Genomic DNA, 13106 nt, shown 5'->3' with positions numbered 1-13106 from the left:
GTTCTTGTCGTCGTTCAGTCGTAGAGACAGGCACGCAGCCGCGTCAGCCCGTCCAAGGTCTCGTCGCGGGGGGCCACCATCGCCACGCGGATGAAGCCCGCGCCGGGATTGCCGACCGCATTGTGCCCCGCCATGCCGCCCCCTGCCGAAGGCGCGGTGTCGCGCGACAGATAGGCGCCCGGCAGGACCCGCACGCCGGTCTCCTGCCAGAGCTTCAGCGCGGCTGCCTCGCCGTCCTCGACCGGCAGCCACAGGAAAAAGCCCGCCTCGGGGGCCGAAGCCCCGGGCACATCGCGGAAAATCTCGTCCGCGATATCATATTTCTCGACATAAAGCGCGCGGTTCTCGGCCACATGCGCCTCGTCGGACCAGAGCCGTTCTGCCACTGCCTGCAAAGGCATCGGTAGCGGCGCACCGGCATAGGCGCGCAACTGCTTGACGCGCCGGATCGTCTCGGGCCCGCCCGCCACGAAGCCCGACCGCAGCCCCGGCACGTTCGAGCGCTTGGAGAGCGAATGGAACGCCACCACGCGCTCCGGCGACACGCCCATGTCGCGCGCCACTTCCAGCGCGCCGGTGGGGGGTGCGTCGCGGTAGATCTCCGAATAGCATTCATCGGCGAGAATCTGGAAATCGTATTCCTCGGCGAGCCCGATCAGGGTTTCCCAATAGCCGCGCGTCGCCACCGCGCCCTGCGGATTGGCGGGCGAACAGAGATAGGCCAGCGCCACACGGCGCAGCGTCTCGGGCGGCAGGGACGCGTAATCGGGCAGGTGCCCGGTTTCGGCGGTGGCGGGCACGAATACGGGCTCCGCGCCCACCGACAGCGCCGCGACCGCGTAGACCTGGTAGAACGGGTTCGGCGTCAGCACGATGGGCCGTTTTCCGTCCTTCGTCTCGGGGCAGAGCGCCATCGCGGCGTTGTAAAGCCCTTCGCGCGTGCCATTGAGCGCCATGACCCGGCTTTCCGGATCGAGATCGACACCGTAGCGGCGCCCCAGCCAGTCGGTGATCGCGCGGCGCAGCCCGTCCGAGCCCTCGTTGACGGGATAGCGCGCGAATCCCTCGACATGGGAGGCCAGCACCTCGCCGACCCAGTCCGGAAACGGGTGGCGCGGCTCTCCGATCGTCATGTGCACGACCTCTCCGCCCGGGCTATGGGCGTCAAGAAGCGCCCGCAAACGCGGGAACGCATAGGCCGGAAGGTCCGAAAACCGTTCGGGAAACATGCTCGACTGCCTCATGAATGCGGGATCATGCGCGCCCCGCTTTGCACGAAGGATACGTCAGCTGCCGGGTCTGCGTCCAGAATTTCCCAGAAGGTTCAGGCACCTGTGGCAGGAAAATCGCAGGACGCCCGGGCGGATCGGGGCCCGCGCCTAGCCGAGAACCGCCTCGACCGCCGCGGCCACGCGCAAAAGCCGGGCCTCGCCCAGGGGCGCCCCCATCAGGGACAGCCCCACAGAGGGCGCACCGGTGGGCAGCGTGACCGCCGAGACGCCCATCAGGTTGCCGATCCGCGTATTGCGCAGGGTGAGCAGGTTCTCGGTGACGTAGTAGTCGTTATCTTCCATCAGGCGGGTTGCGTCAGGCGCGATATTGGGAGTCGTGGGCAGGATCACCGCGTCGAAGGCCGCGGCCATCCGGTGCCAATCCGCGCGCACCGCCTCGAGCCGTTCCCAGGCGCGCACATACTGGCCCGCGCTCACATCGCGCCCGCCTTCGAACCGCGCCCGGATCGGCGCGAACATCTTGTCGCCCGCGACCTCGATCGTGTCGCCCCAGAGGCCCCAGGCCTCGCCGGTATAGAGAATGGCCGCGTCGCCCATCGGGCCTGCGAGATCTTGAAAGGCCAGATCGACGATCTCGGCGCCCGCCGCGCGCAGACGGCCCAGCGCATCGGCGTAGCCCGCGGCGACCTCGGGGCGCAGATCGTCCTGCGCGATGGTGGTGAGCTGCGCGAAGCGGCGCCCGGCAAGGTTGCCCGGCCCGCGCAGGTCGGGCCCGTCCGCCCGGCCCTCCAACACGCCCAGAAGGGCCGCCGCATCTGCCACGCTGCGCGCAAGCGGGCCGACCGTGTCGAAGCGCTTGGCCAGAGGCACGGAGCCTGCAAGCGACAGGCGCCCCGCGGTGGTCTTGAGCCCGACGAGGTCGTTCCAGGCCGACGGCACCCGCACCGAGCCGCCGGTATCGGTGCCGATGCCCGCCGCCGCCAGACCTAAGGCGACCGAGGCCGCCGCACCCGAGGACGAGCCGCCCGCCACGGCCTCCGCGTCGTTCACGCAGGGCGGGGTTTCCGTCACCGGATTGAGGCCGAGACCGGAGAAGGCCAGCTCCGACAGGTGGGTCTTGCCGAGGCAGACGAGGCCCATCGCCGTGGCCGCCTGCAGGACCTCCGCGTCGCGCGCGGGCACGCGACCCTCGAGCATGGCCGAGCCCGCCTCGGTGACGATGCATGCCGTGTCGAAAAGGTCCTTCCAGCTCACCGGCACGCCGTCGAGGACCGACCGCCGCAGGCCGAGCCGCGCGCGTTCTGCGGCCGCGCGGGCCTCCGCCCGGGCGCGGTCGGGGGTGAGCCGGGCATAGATGCGGTCGCGCAGCGGATGGGCCGCGATCTTGTCGAGATAGGCCTCGGTCAGCGCGACCGGATCGATCTCGCCCGCCGCGATGCCGCGGCCCAGCGCCACGGCCTCCATCCCTGTCCAGTCGGTCATGCGCATACCCTTTCCGTGTCGCGGCCACGCTAGCGGCGCTGCGCCTCATGGACAATGGCGCCGGGCGGGGCATATTCGGGCGCATGAGCAATGACACCAATATCGCCATCGTCGGCGGCGGACTTGCCGGCGGGGCCACGGCCCTCGCGCTGGCGCGGGCGGGCCTGTCGGTCACCCTTCTCGATGCCGCGCCGCGCGCGGTTCTGGACGATCCGGCCTTCGACGGGCGCAGCTACGCGATGGCGCTGGCCTCCACGCGCCTTCTGCGCAATCTCGGTTTGTGGGACGCGCTCGAGGCGCACGCACAGCCGATGCAGGAGATCAAGGTCACCGACGGGCGCGTGGGCGACGCGGCGGTGGCCCTGGGCCTGCATTTCGACGCGGCCGAGCTCGAGGAAGGCCCGATGGGCTACATGATCGAGGACCGGCATCTGCGCCGCGCCATGCTCGACAGGCTCGACGCGACGCCCGGGATCACCATCCGCAACGAGACGCGCGTGACCGGCCAATCGGTGGGCGACAGCGGCGCGACCCTGACCCTGGCCGATGGCACCACGCTGAGCGCCGATCTGGTCGTCGGCGCCGATGGCCGGCAAAGCGGCACCGCGCAGCGCGCGGGCATCGGCCGGACGGGCTGGGACTATCCGCAGACCGCACTGGTCTGTGCCATCGCCCATGAGCGGCCCCATCACGGCGTCGCGCACCAGCTCTTCCTGCCCTCCGGTCCGCTCGCGATCCTGCCGCTGACCGGCAACCGCTCCTCCATCGTGTGGAGCGAACGGCGCGGCCTCGCCGAGGAGATCGACCGGCTGTCCGACGCCGAGTATCTCAGCGTCCTGCGCCCGCGCTTCGGCGATTTCCTGGGCGAAATTTCCCTCGCCGGGGCGCGCTACACCTATCCGCTGAACCTGACGCTGGCACAAAGCTTCACCGCGCCGCGGGTAGCGCTGGTGGGCGATGCCGCGCATGGCATCCATCCCATCGCGGGACAGGGACTGAATGCAGGGCTGCGCGATGTGGCGGCGCTGGCGCATGTGCTGACGGCTGCCAGACGGCGCGGCGAGGCGATCGGCAGCGACGCGGTGCTCGACCGCTATGCGCGCTGGCGGCGTTTCGACACCGCCGCGCTGGGGATGGCCACGGACCTCTTCAACCGGCTCTTCTCGAACGATTCCGCGCTGCTGCGCACCGCCCGTGATCTGGGCATGATGGCAGTGAACCGCCTGCCCAGCCTGCGCCGCGGCTTCATGCGCGAAGCGGCGGGCCTGAACGGCGATCTGCCCGACCTCATGGCAAGGGACATGACATGACCGACGCCCGCCCCATCGCCAATATCGAGCATTGGGAGATGCGCTGCGATCTCGCCGCCGCCTTCCGCTGGGCCGTCCGCGAATCGCTCCACGAGGGCGTCGCGAACCACTTCTCCGTCGCGGTGAACGACAGCGGCACGCGCTTCCTGATGAACCCCAACCAGCGGCACTTCGCGCGCATCCGTGCCTCGGACCTGATCCTCGTCGATGCGGAGGACCCGGCCACCATGGAGGGCCCGGACGCGCCCGATCCCACCGCCTGGGGCCTTCATGGCGGCATGCATCGCCATGTGGGCTGGGCGCGCTGCGTCATGCACGTGCATTCGCCCTATGCCACCGCGCTGGCCTCGCTGGAGGACCCGTCTCTGCCGCCCGTCGATCAGAACGCGGCGATGTTCTACGACCGCGTGGTGATCGACCGCGATTACGGCGGGCTGGCCTTCGCCGATGAGGGCGCGCGCTGCGCGGCGCAATTCACCGACCCCAAGGCACGCGTCATGGTGATGGGCAATCACGGCGTCCTGGTGATCGGCGGCACCGTCGCCGAGACCTGGAACCGGCTTTATTATTTCGAGCGCGCGGCGCGGAACTACATGCTCGCGCTGCAGACCGGCCGTCCGCTCAAGGTGCTGAGCGCCGACGTGGCGGAAAAGACCGCGCGGGAACTCGAAGCCTATCCCGAGCAGGACGTGCGGCACCTCGCCGAGCTGCGCGCGATCCTCGATGCCGAAGGCTCCGATTACGCGAGCTGATCCTCAGCTGGGCCGGAGGCCCGTCTCGACCAGCATGCCCTGGCGCTTGGCCTCGTAGTAATAGCCCCGCGAATACCACTTGACCGCCGTGTCGTAGGACCCGTCCGACAGAAGCCACGCCCCGCGCAGGTATTTCACCGCGTATTTCAGGTTGGTCTCGGCATCCAAGAGGTCGGACGGCGCGCCGCGGAACCCCATCGTTCGCGCGGTCTCGGGCAGGATCTGCATCAGCCCGTAATAGGGTCCGTTCCGCGCAGAGGGCCGGTGCGTGCTTTCGCGGATCACCACGCGGTGGACCAGCGGACGCGGCACACCGTAGAGATCCGCATATTCGTTGATGAGCGCGCGAAGCTCCGGTGTTTCGTTGGGATGAAGCGGGATCGTGTCCGCGCGCGCCACCTGTGGTTCGTCGACCACCATCAGGAAGGCGCGGCTGGTCGCGCCTGACACGGACGCAACGGAAGACACGGACACCGGTGCGCAGGCGGACAGCACAAGCGCGGCTAGGCAAAACGGGACAGCAAGGCGCATTTGCGCGCTCCGATTGATGACAACCGGGGCAGGTTTGCCCGTGCCGTGCCGACTTGGGAAGCGCCTTGCGAAGGCCTCGGCGATCCGCCGCCCAAGTGCTTGCCAAGCGGCGCCGATCCGCGCAGGGTCGCGCCCATGACACAGACGCTCCTTTCCCTCGGCCACGGCTATTCCGCCCGTGCGCTGACCCGCCGCCTTTTGCCGCAAGGCTGGGAGGTGATCGGCACCACCCGCGATCCCGCGAAACTGGAAAGCCTGCGCGCCACCGGCATCACCCCGATCCTGTGGGACAAGGACGCCATCGAAGACGCGCTGCCCCGCGCCACGCATGTGCTGATCTCGGCCTCCCCGGACGATGACGGCGATCCGGCCCTGCGCCTTGCCCGCGACGCCATCGCCACGCGCGCCCCGCATCTCGACTGGGCGGGGTACCTCTCGACCACTGGCGTCTACGGCGATGCGGATGGCGCCTGGATCGACGAGACGGCGCCCCTCGCGCCATCCGGCGCACGCGGCGCGGCCCGCGTCGACGCCGAGGCCGCCTGGGCCGATATTCCGGGCCTCCCGCTGCACATCTTCCGGCTCGCCGGCATCTACGGGCCCGGCCGCGGCCCCTTCGCCAAGGTCCGCGCGGGACGCGCCCAGCGCATCGTGAAGCCCGGCCAGGTCTTCAGCCGCATTCATGTGGAGGATATCGCCCGCGCGCTTCACGCCTCGATCGAGAGCCCCGATCCAGGGGCGGTCTACAATCTCTGCGACGACGAACCGGCCCCGCCGCAGGACGTGATCGCCCATGCAGCCGAACTTCTGGGCCTGCCGGTGCCCCCTGAAGTGCCCTTCGACGAGGCCGAGATGTCGGACATGGCACGCAGCTTCTACGCCGACAACAAGCGCGTCTCCAACGCGAAGATCAAGGCGGATCTGGGGCTGACCCTGGCCTATCCGAGCTATCGCGAAGGCCTCGCCGCCCTCCTTGAAGACGGCGCCTAGGCGGCGGCCATTGCCGCATCGGCTCCCGCGATCCGGGAACCGGGTGCGACGGCCCCGGCCATGAGCGCCCCGGAAAGCCCCTTCATCTTTCTCGGAAAACGCGCGGGGCGTGAATTGGCGGCCTGCCGCCAAGAGAGGGGCAAGGCCCCTCTGACCGCCCGATGATCGGCACGATCAGCGGGCCAGGGATGCGCGCGGCACGCGCCCATCCGGATCGGGGTCAGGCGCGCCGGCCCATCTGCGCGACGCCCAGCGTGTCCAGCACCTTGGCCTCGATATCGGAGGCGTTCAGCCCCGCCACCGCGTACATGTCCGCCGGGCTCGCCTGGTCGATGAAGGTATCCGGCAGCACCATGGAACGGAACTTCAATCCGTTGTCGAAGACGCCCTCTTCCGCCAGAAGCTGCGCCACGTGGCTGCCGAAACCGCCCACAGCCCCCTCCTCGATGCTGATCAGCGCCTCGTGCTCCCGCGCCAGTGTCAGGATCAGGTCGCGGTCGAGCGGCTTGGCGAAGCGCGCATCGGCCACGCTCGGCGAGATACCCCGCGCCTCGAGCGCCTCGGCGGCTTCGACGACCTCCTTCAGCCGGGCGCCGAAGGACAAAAGCGCCACCCGCGCGCCTTGACGGATCATCCGCCCGCGGCCGATCTCGAGCACCTCTCCGCGTTCGGGCATCTCGACGCCGACGCCTTCGCCGCGCGGATAGCGGAAGGCGATGGGGCCCGCGTCATGCGCCGCCGCGGTCGCCACCATGTGGCGCAGTTCCGCCTCGTCGGCGGCGGCCATCACCACGAATCCCGGAAGATTGGCCAGGAAGGCGGTGTCGAAACTGCCCGCATGGGTCGCGCCGTCGGCCCCCACCAGCCCCGCGCGGTCGATGGCGAAACGCACCGGCAGGCGCTGGATCGCCACGTCATGCACGACCTGGTCGTATCCGCGCTGCAGGAAGGTCGAATAGATCGCCGCGAAGGGCCGCATGCCGCCCGCCGCCAGCCCCGCCGCGAAGGTCACGCCATGCTGCTCGGCGATGCCCACATCGAAGGTGCGCGAGGGATAGCGCTCCGCCATCAGGTTGAGCCCGGTCCCGTCCGGCATGGCGGCGGTCACGGCGCAGATGCGGCTGTCCTCGGCGGCCAGCTGCACCAGCGTCTCGCCGAAGACCTTGGTGTAGGAGGGCGCGTTCGACGGCGCCTTCTTCTGCTCGCCCGAGACCACGTCGAACTTCGCGGTGGCATGGCCGCGATCCGGCCGGCCCTCCGCGGGCGCGTAACCCTTGCCCTTCTTGGTGATGACATGGATCAGGATCGGGCCGTGCGCCCGCGCCTTCACGGTGCGCAGCACCGGCAGGAGGCTGTCCATGTCATGCCCGTCGATGGGGCCGAGATAGGAAAAGCCCAGCGCCTCGAAGAGCGTGCCGCCCACCGCCATGCCCTTGATCATGTCCTTGGCGCGCTTGGCGCCTTCGCGGAAGGGTTCGGGCAGGAAGGACACCGCCCCCTTGGCCACGTCCTTCAGCGACTGGAACGGGGCCTCGGCATAAAGCTGCGACAGGTAGGAGGACATCGCCCCCACCGGCGGCGCGATGGACATCTCGTTGTCGTTGAGGATGACGATCAGCCGCTTGCCCAGGTGACCCGCATGGTTCATCGCCTCGTAGGCCATGCCCGCCGACATGGCGCCGTCGCCGATCACCGCGATGGCGTCGCCATGCCCGGTCTCGGACGCGCCGCCCAGATCGCGCGCCGCGGCAAAGCCCAGCGCCGCCGAGATGGAGGTGGAGCTGTGCGCCGCGCCGAACGGGTCGTAAGGGCTCTCGGAGCGCTTGGTGAAGCCCGACAGCCCGTCCTTCTGGCGGATCGTGCGGATGCGGTCGCGGCGCCCGGTGAGGATCTTGTGCGGATAGCTCTGGTGCGACACGTCCCAGATGATCTTGTCGCGGGGCGCGTCCCAGACCGCGTGCAGCGCGACGGTCAGCTCCACGACGCCCAGCCCCGCGCCGAGATGGCCGCCGGTCTCCGACACCGCCGCGATGGTCTCGCTGCGCAGCTCGTCGGCCACCTGGCGCAATTCGCGGTCGGAGAGGCCCTTGAGATCGGCAGGCACCTGCACCCGGTCGAGAAGCGGAGTTTGCGGACGGTCGGACATGGACGCGATGCGCCTCCTTGACGCTCAGAATGGGAACCCGCGCGGTGCTCAGGTCTCGCGGGCGATAACGAAGCGGGCCGCGTCAATCAAGCCGCGGGCGTCCTCGCCATAGGGAGATAGGGCGTCACAGGCGCTGTCCACCAGCTCCGCCGCGCGCAGTTTTGCGCCGTCCAGCCCAAGATGCGACACGAAGGTCGCCTTGCCCCGCGCGGCATCCTTGCCCGCGGCCTTGCCCATGGCCGCCGCGTCGCCTTCCACGTCGAGGATGTCGTCGGCGATCTGGAAGGCGAGGCCCAGGGCCGCGGCATAGGCGCGCATCGGCGCGGGATCGGCCCCGGCGAGCCGCGCGCCGGCCTCCGCGGGCCAGACGATCAGCGCGCCGGTCTTGCCCGCCTGCAGCGCGGTGATCTCCTCGAGCGTCAGGGGCGCCGCCGCGCTTTCCGCCGCGATATCGAGCGCCTGGCCCAGCACCATCCCCTCGGCGCCCGCGGCCCGGGCGAGGCTCAGCGCGAGATCCGCGCGCACCCCCGCATCTTCGTGGGTCGCGGGCGTGAGGCACAGCTCGAAACCCAAAGCCTGCAGCGCGTCGCCGACGAGCACGGCGGTCGCCTCGTCCCACTGGCGGTGCACGGTCGGCTGACCGCGCCTGAGATCGTCGTCGTCCATGCAGGGCAGGTCGTCATGAACGAGGCTGTAGGCATGGATCGCTTCGATCGCGAGCGCGGGATTGAGCGCGTCGTCGATCCCGTGCAGCCGCGCGGATTCAAGCGCGAGATACCCGCGCAGCCGTTTGCCGCCCCGCACGGCATAGCGCATCGCCTCGGTCACCGGCAGGTGAGGCGCGCGCGCGTGCCAGGCGTCGAACCCGGCCTCGATCCGCGCCTGCGCCTGCCTCAGCCCGGCCTCGAACACCGGGGCCTCTATGTCGGATCGACGGGTTTCAGGCCCGCGGGCTGCCCCTCGGCATCGAGGGTAATGGCCGCGACCTTCTCCTCGGCCTCCTTGAGCTTCTGCTCGCATCGCTTCTTCAGCGCGGCCCCCCGCTCATAAAGCTTGATCGAATCCTCGAGCGGCACATCCCCGCGTTCCAGCTGGCCCACCACCTGTTCGAGCGCGCGCATCGCGGCCTCGAAGCTCATCTCCTCGACGGGGGTGTCTGTCTCACTCATCGGCCTGCCTCCATCAATGCGGTCACATGCGCGGCGCCTGCCTCGCTGAGCGCCTGAAGATCATAGCCGCCCTCCAGTGTCGAGACCACGCGCCCCCCGCAGACCTCAGCGGCGATGGCGCAGAGCTGCTCGGTCACCCAGGCGAAATCCTCGGTCTCCCAGTCGAGGTTTGCGAGCGGATCGGCGCGATGCGCATCGAAGCCCGCAGAGAGGATGACCAGCTCGGGCTCGAAGGCCCGCAGACGCGGGAAGACGCGATCCTCGTAGACCGCGCGCATCCGTGCCCCGTCCGATCCCGGCGGCAGCGGCACGTTCAGCACGTTGTCATGCGCGCCGGTCTCGTGCGGCTCGCCGCTGCCGGGCCAGAGCGGCGATTGATGCGACGAGACGAACAGCGTGCGCTTCTCGTGCCACAGTAGATCCTGCGTGCCATTGCCGTGATGCACGTCGAAATCGACCACCGCGACGCGGGACAATCCCAGCACGTCGAGCGCGTACTTCGCCCCGATCGCCGCGTTGCCGAAGAAACAGAACCCCATGGCGGTCTGCCGCTCCGCATGGTGGCCGGGCGGGCGCATGGCGACGAAGGCGTTGCCCACCTTGCCGCCCACCACCATGTCCACGGCCTCGACCACGCCGCCCACGCCGCGCCGCGCCGCCTCGAGGCTGCCGGGCGAGAGGAAGGTGTCGCCATCGACCTGGTGAAACCCGCGCGAGGGCGCGTGGCGCTCGAGCGAGCCGATATAGCTGGCCGGATGGCACCGCTCGATCTCCTCGTCGCCCGCGATCTGCGCCGCGACGCGCACGAGGTCGAAGCCGGCCAGCGCATGCAGCAAATGTTCGATCCGCGCCACCCGTTCCGGGTGCCCGTCGGGCGTGACGTGCCGCAGGGCCGCGTCGTGGGTGATGAGTGCCGTTGCCATGATTGCCTCCGTCGGTCGCGCCGCAGGAAACCGCGAATGGCCGCCGGGAACAACCGCGAAACGCAAACGCCTCTGCCCGCCCGCGTGTCCCAGCCCGGGACCGGAGCGCTCCGCCCCAGTCACGGCCGGACCGGAAATACCTCCAGAGAGCGCGAGAGACAGCGTCTCTCGCAGGCGCCGTCCCGGCTCGATGCCGGGGCGGCGCCTCCCCCGCTCAATCCGGCGACAGCATGTAGCCAGCCCCGCGCACGGTCTGCAGGTAGCGCGGCTCCTTCGGGTTGACCTCGAGCTTGCGGCGCAACCGGGTGATTTGCACGTCGACCGCGCGTTCCTGGGCCTGGCCCTTGTCGCGGCCCAGCTCCTCCACCAGCTGGTTGCGCGACAGCGCCGTGCCCGGCGTCTTGCAGAAGATCCGCATGAGCTGCGCCTCGGTCGCGGTCAGCCGCACCGGGTCCTCGCCGCGCCACATCTCGCCGCGCTCCACGTCGTAGCGGATGGGCCCCAGCGAGATCACCTTGGGCTGCGCGGTTTCGGGCTCCACCTCGGGCATGCGCCGCAGGATCGCGTTGATCCTCAGCAGCAGCTCCTTCGGCTCGAAGGGCTTGGCGAGGTAATCGTCCGCCCCGGCCTCGAGCCCGGCGATGCGGTCCTCGGTCTCGGCCCGCGCGGTCAGCAGAAGGATCGGCGTCGCGGATTTTTCCCGGATGAACCGCGTCAGGCTCACCCCGTCCTCGCCCGGCATCATCACGTCGAGCACGATGAGGTCGAAATCGAGCCCCGCGAGGATCCGCCGGGCATGGCCCGCATCGCGCGCCGCCGATACGAGGAACCCGTGCCGCATCAGGAATTTCTGCAAGAGCCCGCGAATCCGTTCGTCGTCGTCGACGATCAAGAGATGTGCATCGGGATCGCTCATCCCCGTCCCTCCCTCAGCGCGGAATATTGCCGCTTCATCTCGGGGTCCATCATCGCCTCGAGCACGCGCTTGAACCCGCTGACCGCCTCGGGTCCCGCATCGCGGTAGGCCCGGCGCATCCGCGCGCGCTGCGCGTCCGACAGGGCGCGTTCCAGCTCCGCCCCCTTCTCGGTCAGGGTGAGGTGCCGTTCGCGCTTGTCCGAGCGTCCCACCCGGCTTTCCACCAGACCGTCCCCGATCAGCGTGCGCAAGACACGGTTCAGCGATTGCTTCGTGACACCGAGGATCGACATCAGGTTGTTGACCGTCGTGCCCGGCGCGCCGTTGATGAAATGCAGCGCCCGGTGATGCGCCCGGCCATAGGAATATTCCGCGAGGATCCGATCGGGATCGGCGGTGAAGCCGCGATAGGCGAAGAACATCGCCTCGATGCCCTGCCGGAGTTGTTCGTCCGTCAGGAAAAGCAGGGTCTCGCCCCCGATGGGTGCATTGCGGTCCGCGTCGGCCATGCCGGTCCCTCGTATTTTCGGCACAGGTTAAGTCAGTCTTGTTGACATTCCAAGGTGCCAATGATAGCGAATCTCAGTTTTTGTGAAATTTTATGTCCGCATCGGACGTATCTCACGCAACTTATGGAAATGCGCCGCATGCGCAGAGGGAGTAGACCAATGGCCGGAGCTTATGACGACCGCGACGGGAAAATCTGGATGGACGGCCAGCTGGTCGACTGGCGCGCGGCCAACGTGCATGTGCTGACCCACGCGCTGCATTACGCCAGCTCCGTCTTCGAGGGCGAGCGCGCCTATAACGGCAAGATCTTCCTGTCGCGCAAGCATTCCGAACGGCTGCACTTTTCCGCCGGAGAGCTCGACTTCCAGATCCCCTACACCGTCGACGAGATCGAGGCCGCCAAGATGGACGTGCTGGCGGCCAACGGCCTGACCGACGCCTATGTGCGCGCGGTGGCGTGGCGCGGCGCGGGCGAGGACATGGGCGTCGCCTCGGCGCGGAACCCCGTGCGGGTGGCGATTGCGGCCTGGGAATGGGGCAGCTATTACGGCGACGCCAAGATGAAGGGCGCCAAGCTCGACATCTCCAAGTGGAAGCGTCCCTCGCCCGAGACGATCCCGGTCCACGCCAAGGCGGCGGGCCTCTACATGATCTGCACCACCTCGAAACATGCCGCCGAGGCGAAGGGCTGCTCGGACGCGCTCTTCATGGATTACCGCGGCTACGTGGCCGAGGCGACCGGCGCCAACATCTTCTTCGTGAAGGACGGCGAAGTGCATACGCCGAAACCCGATTGCTTCCTCAACGGGCTGACGCGCCAGACCGTGATCGGCATGCTCGAGGAAAAGCAGGTCAAGGTGCATGAGCGGGTCATCATGCCCGAGGAGCTCGAGGGCTTCGAGCAGTGCTGGCTGACCGGCACCGCCGCCGAGGTCACCCCGGTGGGCCAGATCGGCGATTACAATTTCGAGGTCGGCGCAATGACCCGCGACATTGCCCAGAGCTACGAGGACCTCGTCCGGGCCTGATCCCGCCGCATCCTCCGCCGCTTGGCAGGAACGCACGCCCGGTTTGCAAGGACCGGGCGTTTTCTTTCGGCGCGCCCTGGGCTATCTCAGCGCACATCTGCATACAAAAATGACGAA

13 protein-coding genes are annotated in these 13106 nt (G+C 69.0%); 4 read left to right on the top strand and 9 right to left on the bottom strand.

Annotated features, from left to right (window positions below; translation table 11 throughout):
- Window positions 1-14 precede the first annotated feature (14 nt).
- Both BW990_RS01875 and BW990_RS01870 read right to left on the bottom strand, forming a co-directional pair.
- Complete coding sequence (locus BW990_RS01875; RefSeq protein ID WP_076444416.1) at window positions 15-1229, bottom strand: aminotransferase class I/II-fold pyridoxal phosphate-dependent enzyme; 1215 nt, start codon at window positions 1227-1229, stop codon at window positions 15-17.
- A gap of 150 nt (window positions 1230-1379) precedes the next feature.
- Complete coding sequence (locus BW990_RS01870) at window positions 1380-2714, bottom strand: amidase (protein ID WP_076445110.1); 1335 nt, start codon at window positions 2712-2714, stop codon at window positions 1380-1382.
- Between the two features lie 83 nt (window positions 2715-2797).
- Here BW990_RS01870 and BW990_RS01865 point away from each other — a divergent pair, with 83 nt between their 5' ends.
- Window positions 2798-4024 (top strand): FAD-dependent monooxygenase, encoded by a 1227-nt coding sequence (locus BW990_RS01865; RefSeq protein ID WP_076445108.1) that lies wholly within the window; start codon window positions 2798-2800, stop codon window positions 4022-4024.
- Complete coding sequence (locus BW990_RS01860) at window positions 4021-4776, top strand: class II aldolase and adducin N-terminal domain-containing protein (RefSeq protein ID WP_076444414.1); 756 nt, start codon at window positions 4021-4023, stop codon at window positions 4774-4776. The genes BW990_RS01865 and BW990_RS01860 overlap by 4 nt, the downstream gene beginning before the upstream one ends.
- A 3-nt stretch (window positions 4777-4779) precedes the next feature.
- On the opposite strand, the gene BW990_RS01855 is transcribed toward BW990_RS01860, so the two are convergent.
- Entirely contained in the window at window positions 4780-5196 is a 417-nt protein-coding gene (locus BW990_RS01855; protein WP_076445106.1) for a lytic transglycosylase domain-containing protein, read from the bottom strand.
- 246 nt (window positions 5197-5442) lie between these two features.
- Here BW990_RS01855 and BW990_RS01850 point away from each other — a divergent pair, with 246 nt between their 5' ends.
- Window positions 5443-6297, top strand: coding sequence for an SDR family oxidoreductase (locus tag BW990_RS01850; protein ID WP_076445104.1), 855 nt, complete (start codon window positions 5443-5445; stop codon window positions 6295-6297).
- Window positions 6298-6517: 220 nt separating this feature from the next.
- On the opposite strand, the gene dxs is transcribed toward BW990_RS01850, so the two are convergent.
- From dxs to BW990_RS01820, 6 genes are all read right to left on the bottom strand, one after another.
- Window positions 6518-8443 (bottom strand): 1-deoxy-D-xylulose-5-phosphate synthase, encoded by a 1926-nt coding sequence (gene dxs / locus BW990_RS01845; RefSeq protein WP_076444412.1) that lies wholly within the window; start codon window positions 8441-8443, stop codon window positions 6518-6520.
- 48 nt (window positions 8444-8491) lie between these two features.
- Entirely contained in the window at window positions 8492-9355 is an 864-nt protein-coding gene (locus BW990_RS01840; RefSeq protein ID WP_407690120.1) for a polyprenyl synthetase family protein, read from the bottom strand.
- An 8-nt stretch (window positions 9356-9363) separates the two neighbouring features.
- On the bottom strand, window positions 9364-9612 hold the full coding sequence (locus BW990_RS01835; RefSeq protein WP_076444411.1) for an exodeoxyribonuclease VII small subunit: 249 nt from the start codon (window positions 9610-9612) through the stop codon (window positions 9364-9366).
- Window positions 9609-10535: a histone deacetylase family protein gene (locus tag BW990_RS01830; RefSeq protein ID WP_076444409.1), complete on the bottom strand. Its 927-nt coding sequence runs from the start codon at window positions 10533-10535 to the stop codon at window positions 9609-9611. Before BW990_RS01830 ends, BW990_RS01835 begins: the two co-directional genes overlap by 4 nt.
- A 214-nt stretch (window positions 10536-10749) precedes the next feature.
- Window positions 10750-11451, bottom strand: a complete 702-nt coding sequence (locus BW990_RS01825) for a response regulator (protein ID WP_076444408.1) — start codon at window positions 11449-11451, stop codon at window positions 10750-10752.
- A complete protein-coding gene (locus BW990_RS01820; protein WP_076444406.1) occupies window positions 11448-11960 on the bottom strand; it encodes a MarR family winged helix-turn-helix transcriptional regulator in 513 nt (170 codons plus the stop codon). The genes BW990_RS01825 and BW990_RS01820 overlap by 4 nt, the downstream gene beginning before the upstream one ends.
- A gap of 159 nt (window positions 11961-12119) precedes the next feature.
- Between BW990_RS01820 and BW990_RS01815 the strand changes: the two genes are divergently transcribed.
- On the top strand, window positions 12120-12989 hold the full coding sequence (locus BW990_RS01815) for a branched-chain amino acid aminotransferase (RefSeq protein WP_076444404.1): 870 nt from the start codon (window positions 12120-12122) through the stop codon (window positions 12987-12989).
- Window positions 12990-13106 lie beyond the last annotated feature (117 nt).

Source organism: Roseivivax lentus (assembly GCF_900156805.1).
In the GTDB taxonomy this organism is placed as follows: Bacteria; Pseudomonadota; Alphaproteobacteria; order Rhodobacterales; family Rhodobacteraceae; genus Roseivivax; species Roseivivax lentus.
This window is presented reverse-complemented; position numbering and strand designations above follow the sequence as displayed.